Origin of the sequence: Streptomyces sp. NPDC059866, from assembly GCF_042731325.1 — a bacterium.
GTDB lineage: Bacteria > Actinomycetota > Actinomycetes > Streptomycetales > Streptomycetaceae > Streptomyces > Streptomyces flavusporus.
Genome location: NZ_JBHWJT010000020.1, coordinates 75,660 through 97,872 on the forward strand (window position 1 = coordinate 75,660; position 22,213 = coordinate 97,872).

Annotated in this window: 18 protein-coding genes and 1 pseudogene; 15 read left to right on the plus strand and 4 right to left on the minus strand. The window is 71.0% G+C overall.

The features are described from left to right. The 3 genes from ACFV7R_RS29200 (at window position 1) to ACFV7R_RS29210 (ending at window position 4,120) form a co-directional block, all read left to right on the plus strand. Complete coding sequence (locus ACFV7R_RS29200) at window positions 1–942, plus strand: MFS transporter (RefSeq protein WP_385268683.1); 942 nt, start codon at window positions 1–3, stop codon at window positions 940–942. Then, entirely contained in the window at window positions 899–3,280 is a 2,382-nt protein-coding gene (locus ACFV7R_RS29205; RefSeq protein WP_385268685.1) for a phosphoketolase, read from the plus strand. The genes ACFV7R_RS29200 and ACFV7R_RS29205 overlap by 44 nt, the downstream gene beginning before the upstream one ends. Before the next feature lie 147 nt (window positions 3,281–3,427). Beyond that, window positions 3,428–4,120, plus strand: a complete 693-nt coding sequence (locus ACFV7R_RS29210; protein WP_129796439.1) for a response regulator transcription factor — start codon at window positions 3,428–3,430, stop codon at window positions 4,118–4,120. A gap of 53 nt (window positions 4,121–4,173) precedes the next feature. On the opposite strand, the gene ACFV7R_RS29215 is transcribed toward ACFV7R_RS29210, so the two are convergent. Continuing rightward, the gene (locus ACFV7R_RS29215) at window positions 4,174–4,638 is read right to left on the minus strand and encodes a Crp/Fnr family transcriptional regulator (protein WP_385268687.1); all 465 of its coding nucleotides are present in this window, start codon (window positions 4,636–4,638) and stop codon (window positions 4,174–4,176) included. A 342-nt stretch (window positions 4,639–4,980) separates the two neighbouring features. Between ACFV7R_RS29215 and ACFV7R_RS29220 the strand changes: the two genes are divergently transcribed. From ACFV7R_RS29220 to narI, 4 genes are read left to right on the plus strand one after another with little or no spacing between them, the layout of a single operon-like run. After that, window positions 4,981–8,658 carry a nitrate reductase subunit alpha gene (locus tag ACFV7R_RS29220; protein WP_385268877.1) on the plus strand — a complete coding sequence of 1,226 codons (3,678 nt, stop codon included), beginning with the start codon at window positions 4,981–4,983 and terminating at the stop codon, window positions 8,656–8,658. Then, on the plus strand, window positions 8,658–10,415 hold the full coding sequence (gene narH / locus ACFV7R_RS29225; RefSeq protein ID WP_385268689.1) for a nitrate reductase subunit beta: 1,758 nt from the start codon (window positions 8,658–8,660) through the stop codon (window positions 10,413–10,415). Before ACFV7R_RS29220 ends, narH begins: the two co-directional genes overlap by 1 nt. Continuing rightward, window positions 10,412–11,074 (plus strand): nitrate reductase molybdenum cofactor assembly chaperone, encoded by a 663-nt coding sequence (narJ, locus tag ACFV7R_RS29230; protein WP_385268691.1) that lies wholly within the window; start codon window positions 10,412–10,414, stop codon window positions 11,072–11,074. The genes narH and narJ overlap by 4 nt, the downstream gene beginning before the upstream one ends. Beyond that, on the plus strand, window positions 11,071–11,847 hold the full coding sequence (gene narI / locus ACFV7R_RS29235) for a respiratory nitrate reductase subunit gamma (RefSeq protein ID WP_385268693.1): 777 nt from the start codon (window positions 11,071–11,073) through the stop codon (window positions 11,845–11,847). Before narJ ends, narI begins: the two co-directional genes overlap by 4 nt. A gap of 109 nt (window positions 11,848–11,956) precedes the next feature. Here narI and ACFV7R_RS29240 read toward each other — a convergent pair whose 3' ends face one another. Further along, complete coding sequence (locus tag ACFV7R_RS29240) at window positions 11,957–12,520, minus strand: CGNR zinc finger domain-containing protein (RefSeq protein ID WP_385268695.1); 564 nt, start codon at window positions 12,518–12,520, stop codon at window positions 11,957–11,959. A gap of 158 nt (window positions 12,521–12,678) precedes the next feature. Between ACFV7R_RS29240 and ACFV7R_RS29245 the strand changes: the two genes are divergently transcribed. The 3 genes and pseudogenes from ACFV7R_RS29245 to ACFV7R_RS29255 form a co-directional block, all read left to right on the plus strand. Continuing rightward, window positions 12,679–12,849 carry a hypothetical protein gene (locus tag ACFV7R_RS29245; protein WP_385268697.1) on the plus strand — a complete coding sequence of 57 codons (171 nt, stop codon included), beginning with the start codon at window positions 12,679–12,681 and terminating at the stop codon, window positions 12,847–12,849. 174 nt (window positions 12,850–13,023) lie between these two features. Next, window positions 13,024–13,911: an alpha/beta fold hydrolase gene (locus ACFV7R_RS29250; protein ID WP_385268698.1), complete on the plus strand. Its 888-nt coding sequence runs from the start codon at window positions 13,024–13,026 to the stop codon at window positions 13,909–13,911. Window positions 13,912–14,239: 328 nt separating this feature from the next. Then, window positions 14,240–14,766 (plus strand): annotated as a pseudogene (locus ACFV7R_RS29255) (ATP-binding cassette domain-containing protein); the annotation flags it as partial. A 19-nt stretch (window positions 14,767–14,785) separates the two neighbouring features. Here the strand turns inward: ACFV7R_RS29255 and ACFV7R_RS29260 are convergent. After that, window positions 14,786–16,285, minus strand: a complete 1,500-nt coding sequence (locus tag ACFV7R_RS29260) for a serine/threonine-protein kinase (RefSeq protein ID WP_385268700.1) — start codon at window positions 16,283–16,285, stop codon at window positions 14,786–14,788. A 256-nt stretch (window positions 16,286–16,541) separates the two neighbouring features. On the opposite strand from ACFV7R_RS29260, the gene ACFV7R_RS29265 reads away from it, so the two are divergent. Genes ACFV7R_RS29265 through ACFV7R_RS29275 form a run of 3 tightly spaced genes read left to right on the plus strand, consistent with a single transcriptional unit; the run spans window position 16,542 to window position 19,205 of the window. Further along, window positions 16,542–17,012 (plus strand): Hsp20/alpha crystallin family protein, encoded by a 471-nt coding sequence (locus tag ACFV7R_RS29265; RefSeq protein WP_385268702.1) that lies wholly within the window; start codon window positions 16,542–16,544, stop codon window positions 17,010–17,012. 40 nt (window positions 17,013–17,052) lie between these two features. Continuing rightward, window positions 17,053–17,733 carry a phosphoribosyltransferase gene (locus tag ACFV7R_RS29270; RefSeq protein WP_385268704.1) on the plus strand — a complete coding sequence of 227 codons (681 nt, stop codon included), beginning with the start codon at window positions 17,053–17,055 and terminating at the stop codon, window positions 17,731–17,733. 59 nt (window positions 17,734–17,792) lie between these two features. Beyond that, entirely contained in the window at window positions 17,793–19,205 is a 1,413-nt protein-coding gene (locus ACFV7R_RS29275) for an RtcB family protein (RefSeq protein WP_385268706.1), read from the plus strand. 12 nt (window positions 19,206–19,217) lie between these two features. Here ACFV7R_RS29275 and ACFV7R_RS29280 read toward each other — a convergent pair whose 3' ends face one another. Further along, window positions 19,218–19,664: an archease gene (locus ACFV7R_RS29280; protein WP_385268707.1), complete on the minus strand. Its 447-nt coding sequence runs from the start codon at window positions 19,662–19,664 to the stop codon at window positions 19,218–19,220. A gap of 228 nt (window positions 19,665–19,892) precedes the next feature. Here ACFV7R_RS29280 and ACFV7R_RS29285 point away from each other — a divergent pair, with 228 nt between their 5' ends. Beyond that, window positions 19,893–21,503, plus strand: coding sequence for a flavin monoamine oxidase family protein (locus ACFV7R_RS29285; RefSeq protein ID WP_385268708.1), 1,611 nt, complete (start codon window positions 19,893–19,895; stop codon window positions 21,501–21,503). Continuing rightward, the gene (locus tag ACFV7R_RS29290) at window positions 21,500–22,141 is read left to right on the plus strand and encodes a Rid family hydrolase (RefSeq protein ID WP_385268710.1); all 642 of its coding nucleotides are present in this window, start codon (window positions 21,500–21,502) and stop codon (window positions 22,139–22,141) included. Before ACFV7R_RS29285 ends, ACFV7R_RS29290 begins: the two co-directional genes overlap by 4 nt. Window positions 22,142–22,213 lie beyond the last annotated feature (72 nt).

A 22,213-nucleotide genomic window follows, 5' to 3' on the forward strand; every position in this document is an offset into this window, starting at 1 on the left:
GTGCACAGGCGTGCGGTCGGCTCGTCGAGCCTGCCGCACCGGCTCGACTCCGCGGTGGTCTGGATGAACGATCGCGGCAACACCGAACAGTGGAGCACGACACCGTATTCGCACAGGCCCGGCGGGGTGGCGCGGGTCGAGCGGTACACGACCGAGAACGGCGGGCGGGTGATGTTCCCGATCGTGTCGGCCGGGACCGTTGTTCCGGTGCTCTACCTGGGGCTGGCCGGTCACTCCTCGCTCACCGCGCTTTTGATCGGCGGGTTCTTCCTCGGCATCGGCGGTACCGCGTTCGCCGTCGGTGTGCCGCTGGTCAGTGCCTGGTTCCCGCCCGAGCGGCGCGGTCTGGCCATCGGGATCTTCGGGGCGGGCATGGGCGGTACCGCGATCAGCGCGCTGACCACGGTGAAGCTGGTGGACGCGTACGGTATGGCCAGTCCGTTTCTGATCACTGCCGGTGTACTCGCGGTCTATGCGGTGGTGGCCGTTCTGATGCTGCGGGACGCGCCCGGCCGTACCGTGCTGGCCGAGCCGCTGGCTCGCCGTCTGGCTGCCACCCTGCGGCTCGGCATCACCTGGCAGGCGTCCGCCCTGTACGCCGTCGCCTTCGGCGGCTACGTGGCCTTTTCCGTGTACCTGCCGACCTACCTGAGGACCGGCTACGGCCTCACCCAGGCGGACGCGGCAAGGGATCCCACCGTGGGCGAGACCAGCCGCGCCGCACCTGCGGGTGGCGTACCGGACTTCCAGCGGAGCGCTCAGCGGTGTCCCGGCCCCTTCAGCGGGTGGGTGTGGCCCGATCGGCCCTGTCGGGTACCCGGAGATCCGTCGGAGGGTGGTCTGGTGCGGAACGACATGCACCTGCCGCCGAACCCCGATCATCCGGAAGGGGACCCAGATGTCCGTCGACACCTCGCAGGCGCCCGCCCACCTCACCGATGACGAGCTCAGGACGCTGGACGCCCACTGGCGTGCCGCGAACTACCTGTCCGTCGGCCAGATCTACCTCATGGCCAACCCGCTGCTGACCGAGCCGCTGCGGCCCGAGCACGTCAAGCCGCGGCTGCTGGGCCACTGGGGCACGTCCCCCGGCCTCAACCTCGTGTACACCCACCTCAACCGTGTCATCCGGGCACGCGACCTGAATGCCCTGGGCATCTGGGGGCCCGGCCACGGCGGCCCCGCAGTGGTCGCAGGTTCCTGGCTGGAAGGCTCGTACACCCGGACCTACCCCGATGTCACCCGGGACGCGGCCGGCATGGCGCGGCTGTTCAAGCAGTTCTCGTTCCCGGGCGGGGTACCCAGCCACGTCGCGCCGGAGACGCCCGGCTCGATCCACGAGGGCGGTGAGCTGGGCTATTCGCTCTCCCACGCTTACGGGGCCGCACTGGACGCCCCCGACCTGGTCGTCGCCTGCGTCATCGGCGACGGCGAGGCGGAGACGGGCCCCCTGGCCGCCTCCTGGCACTCCAACAAGTTCCTCGACCCGGTCCACGACGGTGCCGTCCTGCCGATTCTCCACCTCAACGGCTACAAGATCGCCAACCCGACCGTGCTGGCCCGGCTCCCCGAGGCCGAACTCGACGCCCTGCTCGAAGGGTACGGCCACGACCCGATCCACGTGACGGGCGACGACCCGGTCGCCGTACACCAGGCGATGGCGCACGCCATGGACACCGCCCTGGACCGCATCGCCGCGATCCAGCACGCCGCCCGCGAGCAGGGCGCGGCTGAGCGCCCCCGGTGGCCGGTCATCGTGCTGCGCACCCCCAAGGGCTGGACAGGACCGGCCGAGGTCGACGGCCTGCCGGTGGAAGGCACGTGGCGCTCCCACCAGGTCCCGCTGTCTGCCGTACGGGACAATCACCAGCACCTACGGCAGCTGGAGGACTGGCTGCGCTCCTACCGCCCGGAGGAGTTGTTCGACGAGCAGGGCCGCCCCCGCCCGGAGGTTCTGGCCTGCATCCCCGAGGGCGCCCGCCGGCTCGGCGCCACCCCGCACGCCAACGGGGGCCTGTTGCTGCGCGAACTCCCGCTTCCGCCACTGGAGTCGTACGCGGTCGACGTCGACAAGCCCGGCGCCACGCTGCACGAACCGACCCGCGTGCTGGGCGACTTCCTGGAACACGTCATGAGGGCGACCGCCGAACGACGCGACTTCCGCCTGGTCGGCCCTGACGAGACCGCCTCCAACCGCCTCCAGGCGGTCTACGCCGCCAGCGGCAAGGCCTGGCAGGCCGGCACCCTGGACGTCGACGAGCACCTCGACCGGCACGGCCGGGTGATGGAGATCCTCTCCGAGCACACCTGTCAGGGCTGGCTGGAGGGCTACCTCCTCACCGGACGGCACGGCCTGTTCTCCTGCTACGAGGCCTTCGTCCACATCGTCGACTCGATGGTCAACCAGCACATCAAGTGGCTGCGCGTCACCCGCCGCCTGCCCTGGCGCGCCCCCATCGCCTCCCTCAACTACCTGCTGACGTCGCACGTGTGGCGCCAGGACCACAACGGCTTCTCCCACCAGGACCCCGGTTTCGTCGACCACATCATGAACAAGAGCCCGGAAGCGGTACGGGTCTACCTGCCGCCGGACGCCAACACGCTGCTCTCGGTGGCCGATCACGCGCTGCGCAGCCGCGACTACGTCAACGTGATCGTCGCCGGGAAGCAGCCCTGCTTCGACTGGCTCTCCATGGAGCAGGCCCGTGTCCACTGTGCACGCGGCGCCGGGATCTGGGACTGGGCCGGGACGGAGAACGGCGGCGAACCGGACGTGGTACTGGCCTGTGCCGGCGACGTCCCCACCCAGGAGGTGCTGGCCGCCGCTCAGTTGCTGCGCCGCCACCTCCCGGAGCTGTCGGTGCGCGTGGTCAACGTGGTCGACATCGCGCGGCTGATGCCGAGCGACGAACACCCGCACGGCATGACCGAATTCGAGTACAATGGCTTGTTCACCCCCGACAAGCCGGTGATCTTCGCCTACCACGGCTATCCCTGGCTGATCCACCGGCTCGCCTACCGCCGCACCGGACACCGGCATCTGCACGTGCGCGGGTACAAGGAGATCGGCACCACGACCACGCCGTTCGACATGGTCGTCCGCAACGATCTCGACCGCTACCGCCTGGTCATGGACGTCATCGACCGCGTTCCCGGCCTCGCGGTGCGCGCCGCGGCCGTACGGCAGCGGATGGAGGACGTGCGGCTGCGCCACCACGACTGGATCCGCGAGCACGGCACCGACCTGCCGGAAGTCGCCGACTGGACCTGGGACGGCTGACCGGCGCGGTGCGGCGGATTCGAAGGGACAGGGCCGATCGGCCCTGTCCCTTCGGCCCTGGGACGAGCAAGATCTGGAGGAGAAGCCGGGCTCGCCCACGACCGGGCACCGGCAGGGAACGCGACACACGGACACGAGGAGTAACTGATGGCGGACAGTGAGCAGTCCGGCCCCGGCAGCCCGATCCGGGTCTTCCTGCTGGACGACCACGAAGTGGTACGGCGGGGAGTGCGCGACCTGCTCGACGACGAGCCGGACATCTCGGTGGTCGGTGAGGCCGGCACGGTCGAGCAGGCACTGGTGCGTGTCCCGGCGTTGCGCCCGGACGTGGCGGTGCTCGACATCCGGCTGCCGGACGGCGACGGTGTGACCGTGTGCCGGGAGCTGCGCTCGCGCATGCCCGAGCTGGCCTGCCTGATGCTGACCTCGTTCGACGACGAGGAGGCCCTGCTGGACTCGATCATGGCGGGCGCGTCCGGGTACGTCCTCAAACAGATCCAGGGCTCCGACCTGGTGTCGGCCGTACGCACCGTGGCACGTGGCCAGTCGCTGCTCGACCCGAGCGCCACGACCAGGCTGATGGCCAGGCTCCGCGGAGGGCAGCAGCAGGAACCGGAGCCGGAGGGGCTGCCGGGCCTGACCGACCGGGAGCGGGAGATTCTGGCGCTGATCGGCGAGGGCCTGACCAACCGCCAGATCGGGCAGCGACTGTACCTGGCCGAGAAGACCGTGAAGAACCACATCTCCCGCCTGCTGGCGAAGCTCGGGGTCGAGCGGCGCATCCAGGCCGCGATGATCGCCAGCCAGGCCCGGGACCGGCTGAGGCAGCAAGGGCACTGAGCAGGCATCCGCATCCAGGGGCGTGCCGGCCGCTGACTCGGGCCCCGGCTGGGTCAGACGACGCTGCCGCTGCCGTACGGGGCGTACAGGTCGAGCAGGCGGGTACGGGTCGAGTGCAGCCGGTGGGCGAGGATGTCGCCCACCCACTGGGTGATGGACAGGCCGAACCCGGGGTTGTCCCGGCACATCGTGCGCACGGCCGTGGCGTCGAACTCGTACGCCCGGACCGGCGAGGTCGCCTCCGCGCCCAGATGCCAGACGTGCGGGGCGAACAACCATGACCAGCCGATGAGTTCGTTGTGACCGAGGGTCTCGATGACAGCGGCCCGGCGACCGGGGACATGCAGGTCGAGGGCGACCGCGCCGGTGCGGATGATCCAGAACCGGTCTGCCCGGCCACCCTCCTCGAACAGACGGGTGCCCTGGGGGAACATCACTTCCCGTGGGATCCGCATCAGCCGCTGCCGGTGCTCGGCGGGCAGGGCGCGCAGGATGCTGAGGGTGGTGGGAGCGGTCATGACCTGCCTCCGGTGAGGGTCTGGGGACCTGCCGCTTCCAGCGTGCAGGCACGGTACGGCCCGTGCCCATGGGCCACACGGCCCTGGTCAGGGACCACTCGGGCCATGCGGAGGCCGCGTACGGCAGACCGCCTGCTGCCGGGCGGGTGGCCGTTCGGCGCAACAAAAACCATGGGGTGCCGGGCGTCGATGCCAGAGTTTGAGGCAAGGCGAGGAATGGCGTTCCCTGGTGAGACCGAACCGAGCATCCGGATGGGCGACGAAGCCTGAGGAAGGGGCGGAGCGGTGGCCGCGCAGACCGAGCCGACATCGGGCAGGCAAGGCAGGAAGCGGCAGGCGGCGCTGGACGGGGAGGTGGCCGAGGCGCTGGTGCGCTCACGCCGGTTCTTCACCCGCGCGGAGGTCTCGGAGGATCTGCGCTCGCTGCACAGGACCGGTGGCCGTCAGGCGGACGAGTTCTACCGGGACCGCTGGTCGCACGACAAGGTGGTGCGCTCCACGCACGGCGTGAACTGCACCGGTTCGTGCTCGTGGAAGGTGTACGTCAAGGACGGCATCATCACCTGGGAGGCCCAGCAGACGGACTACCCGTCGGTGGGCCCGGACCGCCCGGAGTACGAGCCGCGCGGCTGCCCACGCGGGGCGGCGTTCTCCTGGTACACGTACTCGCCCACCCGAGTCCGCTACCCGTACGTACGCGGCGTGCTGCTGCAGATGTACCGGGAGGCCAAGCAGCGGCTGGGTGATCCGGTGGCGGCCTGGGCGGACATCGTGTCCGACCCGGAGCGCGCCCGCCGCTACAAGGCGGTCCGGGGCAGGGGCGGCCTGGTGCGGGCGAGCTGGGACGAAGCGGTGGAACTGGTCGCCGCCGCGCACGTCCACACGATCAAGGAGTACGGTCCGGACCGGCTGGCCGGCTTCTCCCCGATCCCGGCGATGTCGATGGTCTCCCACGCGGCAGGGGCCCGCTTCTACTCCCTGCTCGGCGGGGTGATGCTGTCCTTCTACGACTGGTACGCCGACCTGCCGGTGGCCTCGCCGCAGGTGTTCGGCGACCAGACCGACGTACCGGAGTCGGGGGACTGGTGGGACGCCGGGTATCTGATCATGTGGGGCTCCAATCTGCCGGTGACCCGCACCCCGGACGCGCACTGGATGGCCGAGGCCCGGTACCGGGGCCAGAAGGTGGTGGCGGTCTCCCCGGACTACGCGGACAACGTGAAGTTCGCCGACGAGTGGCTCGCGGCCCAGCCCGGCACCGACGGGGCGCTGGCGATGGCCATGGGGCACGTCGTCCTGAAGGAGTTCTTCGCCGACCGCACGACCCCGTACTTCCAGGACTACGTCAAGCGGTACACCGACCTGCCGTTCCTGGTCACGCTGGACGAGCGCGAACCCGGGACGTACGTGCCGGGCAAGTTCCTGACCGCCGCCGACCTCGGCGGGGCGGAGGCGGAGGCCGAGCACGCGGAGTTCCGCACCGTCCTGCTCGATGCGGCGAGCGGGCGGCCGGCGGTCCCGAACGGCACGCTCGGCGACCGCTACGGCGAGAGCGGCGCCGGGAAGTGGAACCTGGACCTCGGCGGCATCGACCCGTCGCTGTCCGCGGCGGGCGGGGACGAGGCCCCGGTCGTGGTGGAGCTGCCGCGTTTCGACGCCCCCGACGGCAGCGCGGGGCGCCTGCCGCGCGGGGTGCCGGTGCGGCGGATCGCCGGGCGGCTGGTGACCACGGTGTACGACCTGCTGCTGGCCCAGTACGGGGTGGCCCGCGACGGTCTGCCCGGCCGGTGGCCCACGGGCTACGACGACGCCACCGAGCCCTGCACCCCCGCGTGGCAGGCCGCGATCACCGGGGTGGACGCCGACCGGGCCGCCCGGATCGCGCGGGAATTCGCGGCCAACGCCGAGGAGTCCCGCGGCCGTTCGATGATCATCATGGGGGCGGGGACGAACCACTGGTTCCACTCCGACACCATCTACCGGGCGTTCCTGACGCTCACCACACTCACCGGCTGCCAGGGCGTCAACGGCGGCGGCTGGGCGCACTACGTCGGCCAGGAGAAGGTCCGCCCGATCACCGGTTACCAGGCGATCGCGACGGCGGCCGACTGGAACCGCCCGGCCCGCCTGATGATCCAGACGGCGTACTGGTACCTGCACAGCGACCAGTTCCGCTACGACCCGTTCTCCGCCGACACTCTGGCGGCGGCCGGGGCCGGCGGCCCGTTCGCCGGGAAGGCCACCGCGGATGTGATCGCCGCGTCGGCGCGGATGGGCTGGATGCCCTCGTACCCGACGTTCGACCGCAACCCGCTCGACCTGGCCGACGAAGCGGCGCGGGCGGGGCGCGACGTGGGCGAGCACGTGGTGGGGGAGCTGAAGGCGGGCAGGCTGCGGTTCGCGGTCGAGGACCCGGACGCGCCCGAGAACTTCCCGCGGGTGCTGACCGTGTGGCGGGCTAATCTGCTGGGCTCGTCGGCGAAGGGCAACGAGTACTTCCTCAAGCACCTGCTGGGCACCGACTCCTCCCTGCGCGCCGCCGAGGCACCGCCCGACGCGCGCCCCCGTGATGTGGTGTGGCGGGAGGAGGCCCCGGTCGGCAAGCTCGACCTGCTGCTGACGCTGGACTTCCGCATGACCAGCACCACGGTCTTCTCCGACGTGGTGCTGCCGGCCGCGACCTGGTACGAGAAGCACGACCTGTCCAGCACGGACATGCACCCGTTCGTGCACGCCTTCAACCCTGCGATCGCCCCGCCCTGGCAGACCCGCACGGACTTCGACGCCTTCCACACCCTGGCGAAGGAGTTCAGCCGCCAGGCCGCCGGCTGTCTCGCCGTACGCAAGGATGTCGTGGCCGCGCCGCTGCTGCACGACACGGTGGACGAACTGGCCACTCCGCACGGGAGAGTGCGGGACTGGAAGGCCGGCGAGTGCGAGCCCGTACCCGGCCGCACCATGCCGAAGCTGATCACCGTCGAACGTGACTACGGCGCCGTGGCCGAGAAGATGGCCGCGCTCGGCCCGCTGCTGGACACCCTGGGCGCCACCACCAAGGGCGTCACCTTCAAGCTCGACCGGGAGCTGGAGTACCTGCGGCACAAGAACGGCACCGTGCGCGGGGGAGTGGCCGACGGCCGCCCGTCCGTCGCCCGGGACGTGCACGCCTGCGAAGCGATCCTCGCCCTGTCCGGCACCACCAACGGCCACCTCGCCACCCAGGGCTTCCACACGCTGGAGGCCCGCACGGGCACCCGGCTGGCCGACCTGGCGGCCGAACACGAGGGCAAGCAGATCACCTTCGCCGACACCCAGGCCGCCCCCGTCCCGGTCATCACCTCACCGGAGTGGTCGGGTTCGGAGACCGGCGGGCGCCGCTACTCGCCGTTCACGGTCAACGTCGAGCGCCTCAAGCCCTGGCACACCCTCACCGGCCGGCAGCACTTCTACCTCGACCACGACTGGATCACCGCGCTGGGTGAGCAACTCCCCGTCTACCGCCCACCGTTGAACATGCACGCCCTGTTCGACGAGCCCCACATCGGCGAAACCGGCGAACTCGGCGTCACCGTGCGCTACCTCACCCCGCACAACAAGTGGTCCATCCACTCCGAGTACCAGGACAACCTGTTCATGCTCTCCCTCTCACGGGGCGGGCCGACCATCTGGATGAGCACGCAGGACGCGGCCAAGGCCGGGGTCAAGGACAACGACTGGGTCGAGGCCGTCAACCGCAACGGCGTCGTCGCCGCCCGCGCGATCGTCTCGCACCGCATGCCCGAGGGCACCGTCTACATGCACCACGCCCAGGACCGGCTCATCGACGTGCCCCGCACCGAGACGAGCGGCCGGCGCGGCGGCATCCACAACTCCCTGACCCGGCTGCTGATCAAGCCCAGCCATCTGATCGGCGGCTACGCCCAGCTGTCGTACGCCTTCAACTACCTCGGCCCGACCGGCAACCAGCGCGACGAGGTCACCGTCATCCGCCGCCGCGCGAACCAGGAGGTGGAGTATTGATGCGTGTCATGGCCCAGATGGCGATGGTGATGAACCTCGACAAGTGCATCGGCTGCCACACCTGCTCGGTCACCTGCAAGCAGGCGTGGACCAACCGCACGGGCGTCGAGTACGTGTGGTTCAACAACGTCGAGACCCGCCCCGGCCAGGGCTACCCCCGCCGCTACGAGGACCAGGACACCTGGGAGGGCGGCTGGAAACTGAACAAGCGAGGCCGGCTGACGCTGAAGGCGGGCGGCCGCTTCAAGAAGCTGATCGGCATCTTCGCCAACCCCAAACTCCCCTCCCTCGACGACTACTACGAACCCTGGACCTACGACTACGAGACCCTCACCAACGCCCCGTTGCAGGAGCACACCCCGGTCGCCCGCCCCAAGTCCCTGATCTCCGGCAAGGACATGAAGATCTCCTGGTCGGCGAACTGGGACGACAGCCTCGGCGGCTCCGCCGCGACCGGAGAGCAGGACGTGCTGCTGCGGGAGGTCTCGGAGAAGATCAAGCTGGAGTTCGAGCAGACCTTCATGTTCTTCCTGCCGCGGATCTGCGAGCACTGCCTCAATCCCTCGTGCGCGGCGTCCTGCCCGTCCGGCGCGATCTACAAACGGGAAGAGGACGGCATCGTCCTGGTCGACCAGGACCGCTGCCGGGGCTGGCGGATGTGCGTCACCGGCTGCCCGTACAAGAAGGTGTACTTCAACCACCGCACCGGCAAGGCCGAGAAGTGCACCTTCTGCTTCCCGCGCGTGGAGGTCGGCCTGCCCACCGTCTGCTCCGAGACCTGCGTCGGCCGCCTGCGCTACATCGGTCTCGTCCTCTACGACGCCGACCGCGTCCTCGAGGCCGCCTCCACCCCCGACGACACCGGCCTGTACGAGGCCCAGCGAGAGGTCTTCCTCGACCCGCACGACCCGCAGGTGATCGCAGAGGCGGAGAAGGCCGGCATCCCCCGGGACTGGATCGACGCCGCCCAGCGCTCCCCGATCCACGCCCTGATCAACACCTACAAGGTGGCGCTGCCGCTGCACCCGGAGTACCGCACCCTGCCCATGGTCTGGTACATCCCCCCGCTGTCCCCGGTCGTCGACGCCGTACGCGACACCGGTCACGATGCCGAGAGCCACCACCACCTGTTCGCCGCCGTCGACGCCCTGCGCATCCCCGTCGACTACCTCGCCCAGCTGTTCACGGCCGGGGACCCGGCGCCGGTCGACGCCGTGTTGCGCCGCCTGGCAGCGATGCGCTCCTACATGCGCGACATCAACCTCGGCCGCGAACCGAACGACACCATCCCCAAGTCCGTCGGCATGAGCGGCGAGCAGATCTACGACATGTACCGGCTGCTGGCCCTGGCCAAGTACGACGAGCGGTACGTCATCCCGCCCGCCCACGCCGAACAGGCCCACGAACTGGAGGAGTTGGCCACCGAGTGCAGCCTGGACTACGAGGGCGGCCCCGGAATGGGAGGGGCCGGGCGCAGCCCGTCGGCCAAGGGTGGTGGTGGGCGACGGGCGGGCGGCTCCGGCCCCTTCGGTGAGGCATCGGGAGGCGCCGCGCCGATCGCGGTGGAGAACTACCGGGCGCTGCACGACCGGCAGACCTCCGACACCCCCGTCGCCCCCACCGACAAGGCCAGCCGCGTCAACCTCCTCAACTGGGACGGCAAGGGCTCCCCACCCGGCCTCTTCCCACCCAAGCCGTCCGACGCCGGCCATGACGCGCACACGGACACCGGCGGGGAGGTGGAGCCGAAACCATGAAGCGGACGACACGACGCCCGGCGCGCACCGCGCCCTGGCACCCCTACGCCTGGCAGACCCAGTCCCTCCTGCTGGCCTACCCCGACGACCGGTTCCCGCCCCGCCTCGCCCTCACCCACAAGGTCGCCCCTGCGCTGCCCGAGGCGGTCGCCGAACCGCTGCTGCGCTTCACCGCGCACGCCGAACGCACACCCGGCGCCGACCTGGCCGCCGCCTACGTCGCGACCTTCGACCACCGCAAACGCTGCTGCCCGTACCTGACGTACTACGCCCACGGCGACACCCGGAAGCGTGGCGTCGCCCTGCTGCGGATGAAGCAGACGTACGCCGAGGCCGGATGGCGCCTGAGCGACGACGAACTGCCCGATCACCTCGCCGTCGTCCTCGAGTTCGCCGCCACCGACCCCGCCACCGGACACCGTCTGCTCACCGAACACCGTGCCGGCCTGGAGCTGCTGCGCCTGGCCCTGGCCGACGAAGGCTCGCCCTGGGCACACGTGCTGGACTCCGTCTCGGCCACCCTGCCCGCCCTCGCCGGTGACGAGCACGAAGCCGTTGTGCGTCTGGCCGCGGACGGCCCACCCGAGGAACAGGTCGGCCTCGACCCGTACGCATCCCCCGTCTTCCTGCCCGACCCTGTCGTAGGAGGTCACCGATGACCGCACCCGCGCAGCCCCTCACCCTGGCGGCGGAGGCCGGCACCGGTGGCATCCTGCTGTGGGTCGTCCTGCCCTACGTCGTGCTCGCGGTCTTCGTCCTCGGCCACATCTGGCGCTACCGCTACGACAAGTTCGGCTGGACCACCCGCTCCTCCCAGCTCTACGAGAGCCGCCTGCTGCGCATCGGCAGCCCGCTGTTCCACTTCGGCATCCTCGTCGTGCTGATCGGCCACATCGGCGGCCTGCTCATCCCCAAGAGCTGGACCGAAGCGGTCGGGATGAGCGAGCACACGTACCATGTCTCGGCGGTCGTCCTCGGCACCATCGCCGGCGTGTGCACCCTGGGCGGACTGGCCATCCTCATCTACCGCCGCCGTACCGTCGGCCCCGTCTTCTCCGCCACCACCCGCAACGACAAGGCGATGTACGTCTTGCTCACCGCGACGATCGTCCTCGGTCTGGCCGCGACGGTCGCCGCCAACATCGTGGGCGGCGGCTACGACTACCGGGAGACCATCTCCCCCTGGTTCCGCTCGGTCTTCTACCTCCGGCCCGAGCCGGACCTCATGAGCGGAGCCCCGGTCCTCTTCCAACTCCACGCCCTCAGCGCGCTGCTGCTGTTCGCGGCCTGGCCCTTCACCCGCCTCGTCCACATGCTCACCGCGCCCCTCGGCTACCTGACCCGCCCCTACATCGTCTACCGCAGCCGCGACACCCAGCTCGGCGCCCGAGCCCCGCGCCGCGGCTGGGAACGGGCCGGACAGGGGAGGTGACTCAGGTGGCCTGCCGTCAGCGGCCGGCCCGTCACCACAGCTCCAGCCGGCCTCAGCTTCAGGGTGGCCGACGCGGTGTCCGCCCCACGAGCTGCCCCCGGGCCGTCGGTCAGACCGTCTCCGCCGGCTGGGCCTGCCGTTTGCGGGCGCGGTAGGCCGCGGCCTTGATCTTGTTGCCGCAGGACTCCATGCCGCACCACTGCCGACGCATGCCGCGCGACCGGTCGATGTAGATGCGGGTGCACTCCGGATTGCCGCACTCCTTGATGAGCGGCACATCCGGTCCGCTCAGGAGCTCGACGGCGTGCCGTGCCACGGTGGACAGTGCCTGCTCCGGAGTCGCCGCCGTCCACCGGCCCGCCGGGGTGAGCTGCGGTGTGGCGGGGGGTCTGCGGGCGGCGTCGTTCAGCACAGCGAGCGCTTCCGTGTCGTACGGCTCGCCGCGCCGACGGTCGGTGGCCAGCGCGTAGACGGCCTCCCGTACCGCTATGGCCTGCTCGACGTCGGATTCCTGGCTCGGTGAGACGGCATCCACGACTCCGGATTCCAGGTACCAGGCGTCCAGCCGGTCCGGCGACACGAACATTTCGAACCGTACGGATCGGCGGGCCCGGAGTGTCGCTGCGAAGTCGAGCGCCGGGTTTCCGCACACGAAGACATGATCCAGATTCACATCACCATTCTGACAGGTGACCGCGCGGCCCTGCAATCGCGTCACCGGCCCTCGCGCATCGTCACCGGCTTGACGGGCGGCGAGCCGAGTGCAAGTATCGTCACCAGTTGAACCAGTGACGCAACCCTGTCGCTGGTGTGTCGAGAAAGGAGCTGAGCATGGCTGTCACTTACACGGACGCCGCGGAGGTGGCGCGCCGGGCGCGGTTCGGCAGGCTGCCGGAGCGCATTCGCCTGGAGGACACCGTCGAGGAGCGGCCGGCCATCGCGCCGGATCCGGCGCGAGACGCGTACAACGAGGACGAATGGCTCGCGCGTACATGCCTGTAGAGCCGCGCCGAGCGGCAAGGGTCTCGAGGATTCCGGTGCAGGCGCGACGGATGTGCACAGTCCTCGCGGTGATCGCGACGGCGGCCGTGATCGGATTCGGCTGCTTCGCGCAGGTCTTCTGATCGCACGGCCACGGAGAACGCCGGACACGCTGATGGCGAAAAGGGAGTCCGGATGTTCGACAGGCGGAGCTTCGGCAGGACCGTGGGCGTGGGTGCCGCCGGGGTGGGGCACACGTCCTTCGGCCGTCTGAAGCAGATCCGGGCCGGTGAGCTGAACGTCGGCCACGCGGAGGTCGGTCCCGTCCGCGGGCCCGTGGTCATCTGCCTGCACGGCCGGCCCTGCGACATCCACAGCTTCGCCGACGTGGCGCCGCTGCTCGCCGCGCGGGGGTACCGGGTGATCGTGCCCTACCTGCGTGGCCACGGCACGACGGGATTCCTGTCGGAACGGACGTTCCGCAACGCCCAGCAGGCGGTGGTGGCGCTCGACATCATCGCCCTGATGGACGCTCTGAAGATCGACAAGGCGGTGCTGGCCGGGTTCGACCGGGGATCGCGAACGGCCGACATCATCGCCGCGCTCTGGCCGGAACGCTGCCGGGCCCTGGTCTCCGTGACCGGCTATCTGATCACCAACCGCGAACGCAACAAGTCGCCCCTGCCGCCGAAGGCGGAGTGGGCGTGGTGGTACCAGTACTACTTCGCCACGGAACGGGGTCGGCTCGGACTCGAGAACGAGCAGTACCGGCACGATCTGGCCCGGCTGGTCTGGGAGTTCAACTCCCCCGGCTGGCGCTTCGACGACGCCACCTTCGAGCGCACGGCCACCGCCTTCGACAACCCGGACCACGTCGGCATAGTCGTCCACAACTACCGCTGGCGGCTGGCCTGGCCGACGGTGACCCGCGCCACGACCGACTCGAGCAGCGGCTTGCCGCGGGCCCCACGATCGCCGTACCCACCGTCACCCTCGACGGCGAGAAGGATCCCTTCACGCCCGCGGGTGACGGCTCGTCCTGCCGCGACAAGTTCACCGGCCCCTACGCGCACCACACCCTGAAGAACATCGGCCACAACGTGCCGCAGGAGGCACCCGGGGAATTCGCCCGAGCCGTCCTCGAAGCCGACGGTTTCAACCGTCTCCGACCGGCCCTGCAGCGACCCCTCCAGGGCAGTCAGGCCCGTCGGCCGCGCTGGTCGCCCGGATCGAGGAGTTGGCCGCGCAGAGCATCGAGCTGGTGGGCGTGTTCGACCGCGGACGTTTCGTCGAGGGTGGTGAGGGCGAGCAAGAGAACGTCCGCGATGACGAGGCCGGTCAGTGATTCGTTGGTGGTTCCGGTGGGGGTGCCAGCTGCACTCTTTCTACTGGTGTATGAGCAAACATGAGTATTCAGATGGTCTTCCAGGATCCCTACGTCTCCCTCGACCCCCGGCTGACGGCCGGCCAGTGCCTGCGGATCGCCCTCCGGCTGCACGGCCACACCTCGACGGACACTCACATCACCGCGCTGCTCGACCAGGTCGGCCTCGGCCCCCGCGAGGCGGACGCCAAGCCGCACGCACTGTCGGGCGGCCAGCGGCAGCGGCTGACCATCGCGCGGGCCCTCGCGGTCGAACCGCGGATCCTGGTCCTCGACGAAGCGGTCGCGGCACTCGACGTGTCGATCCAGGCCCAGATCCTCCAACTCCTCGGCGAGATCAGGCGCGACACCGGTGTCGCCCTCGTCTTCGTCAGCCACGACCTGGCCGTTGTCCACCACATCACCGACGAGACCGTGGTGATGCGCCGGGGCGTCGTGGTCGAACAGGGCCCGACCGAGCAGGTGCTGAGCGCCCCGAGCACACGTACACCCGGCGTCTGCTCGCCTCGGTGCCCCACCAGGGCTGGGATCCCGCCGACGCCCGGCAGAAGTGAGGCCTGAGCCGTCCGGCGCCTATCTGTCGCGGGTGCAGCGGCCCGTGGGGTTCGCTGCCGGTGGGCGGCACTGGAGGACGAAATCGGCCGGACTGGTGCTCAGATAGCGGCCGATGCAGCCGTTCACCGTCGTTCGCCCGCGCTCGGCGCAGAAGGCGAGTGCCGCGCGGCCGTCGGCGAACGGGCCCGGGGCGTAGAACACCCAGTAGCCCGGGCGGAGGGAGGCGTAGTCGTCACTGCGCACGAAGCCGGCCTCGGGCACGGACTCGCGGATCCGGGCGAGGCGCCGGTCGCGGGCCGCGGTGCCCGCGGACAGCGGTTCGGAGTACAGCTGGGCGATCCAGCGGCCGTCGCCGGCCGGGGTGGGGGACGCCCCGGGACCGGTCGGTGCGGGCGTCGGAGTCCGCTTCGGTGTCGGGCTCGGGGACGTCGTGCGGGCGGTCGGTGCGGAGGACGTGCTCGTCGCGGAGCCGCCCGCTGCGCCGACGGCACCGGCGGTCGTCTCGTCCTTCTTCTCGTCCCCGGGGGCGCGCAGGGTGAGCGCGAGCGCGGTGGCCGCGCCGACGGCCAGGACGGCGGCCACGGCGACGAGGACGGGTGTACGGCGACGGGCCGGGCGCCCGGGGTGGGGGGTGCCCTGCCGTGTGGGCGTCGCGGCCGGGGCCGGCGGCGGCACGGGTGCCGCTGTCAGAGTCGGCTGGGCCCACGGCGGTGCGGTACCGGACTCGACCTGCGCCAACAGCGCGTCCAGCTGCTCGGCGCCGGGGCGTGCCGCCGGGTCGCGTACGAGGAGGGACTGGAGGACGGGGGCGAGCGGGCCGGAGCGCAGGGGCGGGGGAACGGGGTCCTCGAGAACCGCGGCCAGGGTGGCGAGCGTCGTCGCGCGGCGCAGCGGACTCACCCCCTCCACGCACACGTACAGGAGCAGCCCGAGGGACCACAGGTCGGACGCCGGGTCGTCGTCGTGCCCGCGGAGCCGCTCGGGGGCCATGTACTCGGGTGAGCCGACGAGTTCGCCCGTGGCCGTCAGCGCGGTCGCGCCCTGGAGAGCGGCGATGCCGAAGTCGGTGAGGACCGCGGTGCCGTCGGGGCGGAGCAGGATGTTCGCGGGTTTGACGTCCCGGTGCCGGATGCCCGTCGCATGCGCGGCGCGCAGACCGGCCAGCACCTGGCGGCCGATGCGCGCCGCCTCCACCGGGCTCAACGGGCCGTCGTCCACCCGCTGTTGGAGCGAGCTGCCGGGGACCAGCTCCATCACGATCCACGGGTGGGGGTCCGCCTCGATGATCTGATGGACCGTCACCACATGGGGGTTGCTGAGCCGCGCCAGTGCCCTCGCCTCGCGCATGACCCGCTCCCGTACGGCAGGCGAGGCCTCCGCATCCGGGCGTACGGCCTTGAGGGCGACTTCGCGCTGCAGCCCGGTGTCCCGGGCCCGCCACACCGTGCCCATTCCTCCGCTGCCGAGCCGCTGGAGCAACTCGAAACGTCCGTCGATCATGTCCCCCGGTGCATTCACGTGCCTCAGGTTAGGGCAGGAGCAGATCCCCCGGTGACGGCAGGGGCGCCTTGGCGGCGAGGGCCGCTGTCGGTCATGCGCCCCGGCGTATCCGGGGCGGCCGGTCATGCCGACCGGCTGCGCCGGGCGAGGGCCGGAACCGTGCCACCGGCGAGGACGGTCTCCCGCTGCCGGTCCGACACCGGCCGGGCAGAGACGTGTGGACGCTCGGGCGGCGGATACCCGTACCAGGTCAGGTGAAGAACGGAGGTGCGTCGTGGATCTTCCAGTGCACCGTACCGGCGGCTCTCCGGAAGCATGGCGCCGACGGGGTCTGCCCGACTGGGATCCGCTGTCCGAGTTCGAGAACCTGTGGCGCGACATGGGCCGCCTCTTCGAACAGCGGACGGCCCCCGCGTGGGGCGGCGGCCCCTGGGTGCCGCTGGTCGAGGAGGACGAGACCGAGGACGCCTACGAGGTGCGGGCCGAGCTGCCCGGCATTCCGCGGGAGAACATCTCCGTCGACGTCGGCGATCATGAGCTGCGGATCTCCGGCGCAATGAAGGACGAGGACCAGGGCCGCGTCCTCTCCCGCCGCAGCGGCCGGTTCTTCTACCGCACCAGCCTGCCGACCGACGTCGACGCCGACAAGATCGAGGCCGAACTGAACGACGGCGTCCTGCGCATCCGCCTCCCCAAGTCCGGTGAAGCCAAGCGCCGCCGCATCTCCATCGGGGGCAAGGGCTGAAGGAAGAGGCTGAGGACCGAGAAGAAAGGCAGGGCAGCGCATGCAGTTCCGTGATCGCAGACAGGCTGGACGGGACCTGGCCGAGCGGCTGCGCATCCTGCGGGAGGAGGGGGCTCTCCCGCGCCCCGTCGTCCTCGCCCTGCCCCGCGGCGGTGCCGTGGTCGCCCGCGAGGTCGCGCAGGTACTGGAGGCGCCGCTGGACGTGCTGGTCGTCCGCAAGATCGGGGCGCCGTTCCAGGAGGAGCTGGGTGTCGGGGCGATCGCCGGGGACGACCCTCCGCTGTTCGACGAACGCACCCTCGACGGCCTGGGCCTGAGCGAAACCGACGTCGCCGGGATCGTGGAACGGGAGCGCAAGGAGGTGCAGCGGCGCGAACAGCGCTACCGGCGCGGCCGTCCCGCCCCGGATCTGCAGGGCCGCACCGTGATCGTCGTCGACGACGGACTGGCCACCGGGGCGACCGCCCGCGCCGCGCTGCGCCGGGTACGCCGCGAGGCGCCCGGGCGGGTGGTGCTGGCGGTGCCGGTGGGCTCCCCGGAGGCGGTCGAGCTGCTGCGGGGCGAGGCCGACGACGTGGTCTGCCTGCACCGGCCCGAGTCGTTCATGGCCGTGGGCCTCTGGTACGAGAACTTCGACCAGCTGACCGACGACGACGTGCTCCAGGCGCTGTACGGCCCACGGGCTGTGCCCGCGCCGCCGGCCACGGGCAGTGCGGGGTGAAACGAGTGCACGCGAGCCGTTACTCACGGGTTTGACTCTCGCGTCAGGGAGACCGAGCGATGGAACTGGTCGAGGAGCGCCCCTACCGCTTCCGCATCGACCCGCACGCGGGGATGCGGGTACCCGGCGTGGTGTTCGCCTCCCGTGACCTGCTGAGCGATGCCGAGCAGTCGCTGGAGCAGGTGGCCAACGTAGCGACGCTGCCGGGCATCGTCGGTGCCTCGTACGCCATGCCGGACATCCACTGGGGGTACGGCTTCCCCATCGGTGGGGTCGCGGCGACCGCCGTGGACACGGGCGGCGTGGTCTCGCCCGGCGGGGTCGGCTTCGACATCTCCTGCGGGGTACGGCTGCTGGCGGCCGACTGCGACCGGCAGGGGCTGCGGGGGATGCTGCCCGCGATCATGGATGGCCTAGGCCGGCGGATTCCGCGGGGGGCGGGCCCGGGAGGGGTGTGGCAGCTGAGCGGGCAGCAGGAGCTGGAGCGGATCCTGCAGGGCGGTTCCCGGTACGCCGTCGAGCAGGGCCACGGCCAGGAGCGCGACCTGACCCGCTGCGAGGACGGCGGGGCGGTCGCGGACGCCGACGTGACGCAGGTGAGCGAGCGGGCCAGGGAGCGGGGCCTGGTGCAGGTCGGCAGCCTTGGCTCCGCCAACCACTTCCTGGAGGTCCAGGAGGTCGCCGAGGTGTACGACGAACCGGTCGCCACCGCCTTCGGGCTCGCCCGCGGCCAGGTGTGCGTGATGATCCACTGCGGTTCGCGCGGCCTCGGGCACCAGATCTGTACCGACCACGTCCGGAGGATGGACCGCGCCATGAACCGGTACGGCATCACCGTCCCCGACCGCCAACTGGCCTGCACACCGGTCGACTCGCCCGAGGGACAGGCGTATCTGGGCGCGATGGCCGCGGCCGCCAACTACGGCCGGGCGAACCGCCAGCTGCTGTCCGATGCGGCACGCGGGGTCTTCCGCCGCGTCGCAGGGGTGCCGCTGTCCCTGGTGTACGACGTGTCCCACAACCTCGCCAAGATCGAAACGCACACGGTGGACGGGACCCCGCGCCTGCTGTGCGTGCACCGCAAGGGCGCCACCCGCGCCTTCCCGCCCGGCCACCCCGAACTGCCCGAGGACCTGCGGGACTTCGGTCAGCCGGTGCTGATCCCCGGCACCATGGGCACGGCCTCCTACGTCCTCGCGGGTGTGCCGGTCGGCGACGCGTTCCACTCCGCCTGCCACGGCGCGGGCCGCACCCTGAGCCGCCACCGGGCCGCCCGCACGGTCACGGGCCGGGAACTGCGCGCCCGACTGGAACGGGCCGGTATCGCCGTACGCCCGAAGTCATGGCGGGGTCTGGCCGAAGAGACTCCCGAGGCCTACAAGGACGTGAGCGCGGTGGTGGCGGCGACCGAGGCCGCGGGACTGTCCCGCACGGTGGCCAGGCTGGTTCCGCTGGGCGTGGTCAAGGGGTGACCGCGCGGCGCGTCACACATCGACGGTGACCGCGCAGGACCAGCCGTCCGGACCGGGCCCGATGCGCAGCTCCCCCCACGACACGCCTTTCGGCGCTGCACCGGTGACCTCCACCGCCCCGAGGGGGGCCACCGCCATCCGCACGTCGAGGCCGCCGTCCGACGCCTCGGCCGCCACGCCGACGGGAACCTCGCCGTACACCTCCAGCCGGAAAACGACCTCGTCCAGCAGCGCGGTCAGGAACTCCTCGTCGCTCCCTTCGGCGAGCCGCAGCCGGGCCTCGCCGGTCGGCCGCGCACCGGAGACGTCGGCGAAGCCCTCCACCATGCCCAGGACGGCCTCCACCAGGCAGCGCTCCCGACTCGCTCCCCACGCCTCGATGCGCACGTCGGCCGTGTGCGGCACCGACCGGTGTCCGCTCCGTCCCTGCCCGCGCGCCGCCGCTGCGTCCTCGGCCATGCCCGCCGAGTGCCCGCTGGGCCGACTCGCACGCATCACTACGGACGCGCGCCTGTATCCGGCATCAGGTTCGCATGCTCATGCCATGGATACGTCATCGGTATAGCGCCGTAACACTCCTGACCGAGGCTCATCTGGCACCTCCGGTCTCATCAGCAACTCACCCCCCACGTGACCGGGTTGATCGGACGCCGCGTCCGCATCGCGGGCGCGGGTGAGGAGGAGTGGATGGCTGCGGAGAGATCCACGGCGTCTCGGCGCGACTTCCTGCGTTCCGTCGGGATCGCGGGCGGCGCGGGAGTGCTCTATTCGGCGATGGGCGCGCTGGGCCTCGCGCCGGTGCCGGACGTACGGGCCGCGGAGTACCGGGCGCCCAGCAAGAGCGATTTTGCGCTCAGCGGTCGGAGCGCGAAGAAGGTCCTGGTGCTCGGCGGCGGCATCGCCGGCCTGGCCACCGCGTACGAACTCGGCAAGGCCGGCTACGACTGCCGGATCCTGGAGGCGAAGGACAGGCCCGGCGGCCGCAACTGGACCGTGCGCGGCGGCACGACCCTGACCGACCTGGACGGCCGGAAACAGACCGCGTCGTTCTCCAAGGGCCAGTACATGAACGCCGGGCCCGCCCGGCTGCCCCAGTCGCACGTCACGCTCGAGTACTGCCGTGAACTCGGCGTCCCCGTCGAGGTGTTCACCAACCAGAACGCCAACGCGTACATCTACCACGAGAACAGCCCCGCCCTCGCCGGACAGCCGATCCGCTGGCGCACCGCGAAGGCCGACGTCTACGGCTACGTCTCCGAACTGCTCGCCAAGGCCACCGACCAGGGCGCCCTGGACGCACAGCTCACCGCCGCCGACAAGGAGCGGCTGATCGCCTTCCTGCAGAACTTCGGCGCCATCAAGGGCAAGGCGGACGGCTACGCCTACACCGGCACCGACCGGCGCGGCTACTCCGTCGAGCCCGGCGCCGCCTTCGAGGAGGGCACGGTGCTGGGGCCGGTGCCCTCGCTGTCGGACGTCATCGCGAGCGGCGTCGGGCAGCGCTTCTCCTTCGAACTCGGCTACGACCAGGCCATGCTCATGTTCCAGCCGGTCGGCGGCATGGACGCCATCCCGTACGCCCTCGCCGAGGCGATCGGGCGGGACCGGATCACGTACGGCGCCGAAGTGCTGGAGGTCAAGAACCTGGCCGACGGCGCCGACGTCACCTACCAGGACACCCAGGGCCGCACCCGCACCCGACACGCCGACTTCGTCGTGGCCGCCGTACCGCCCATGGTCATGGCCCGCATCAAGCACAACCTCGGCACGGACGTCACCGCCGCGCTGAAGTACCCCGTCTCGACACCCGTCGGCAAGATCGGCCTGGAGTACCGCAGCCGCTGGTGGGAGACCGACGAGCACATCTACGGCGGGATCACGCCCACCGACACGGACCTGGCCACCGTCTGGTACCCGTCCTACGGCTACTTCGGCCGCCGCGGCACCCTCATCGGCTACTACAACTTCGGCGCGAACGCCCTCGCGTACAGCGCCCTGCCGCACGAGGAGCGGCTCGCGCGGGCGGTGAGCCGCGGTGTGAAGATCCACGGCGAGAAGTACCGCACGGAACTCGCCAACTCCTTCAGCGTGGCCTGGCACCGCACCCCGCACATCGAGGGCGGCTGGGTGGGCTGGCCCTCGCAGAACGGCCCCGAGTACAAGCTCCTCAACCGGCCCGCCGGACACGTGTACTTCGCCGGGGACTGGCTCAGTCACGTGATCGCCTGGCAGCACGGCGCCTTCAGCTCGGCCCGCAAGGTCGTGACCGACATCCACGAGAGGGTGATGGCCGCATGAACCGGCGCACGAAGGCTGTCATCGGTACGGCCCTGACCGTCTCGCTCCTCACGGGCGGTACCGCGCTCGCCGACGCCCGGGGCTGGTGGCCCGGCCCGAAGGAGGTGCGCGTCCTGCTGCCCGACGGCCAGTCCAACCCGGCCATCGCGAACGGCGTGGCGACGGGCGGAGAAGTGGCCCTGTACCAGAGCAGCGGTCTCGGGCCCACCGCGCTCAACCCCTCGGCGCCTGACGGGACGCCGGAGCGCTACACCGACCCGTCCCTCACCGAGGGCGCCGAAGGCGTCACGATCACCGAGGCGCAGGCCCTCGTCGTGCTGCGCAACATCAGGACCAACCTGGAGGCCGCGGGGCTCACCCCGGCCGACGTCATCACGATGAAGTGCTACCTGACGAAGCCGCCCGGCGCCGAGACCGCCGACTACGCGGGCTGGAACCGTGCGTACCGGCAGTATTTCGCCAACCTGGATCTGACCACCCATCAGGTCGTACCGGTGCCCATGGGTACGTCCGCCCCGAAGCCGCCACTGCTCGCCAACAAGGCCCGCCCGGCACGGGCCACGATGGAGGTCGCCTCACTGGCCGTGAAGGGCTGGCTGGTGGAGGTCGAGGTCACCGCGGCCTACAAGAAGCGCTGAGGGGTGAAGATCGGCCGAGATACGTCGGGGCGGGGTCCGCACAGCGGGCACCGCCCCGTACGTTGCCCCTTT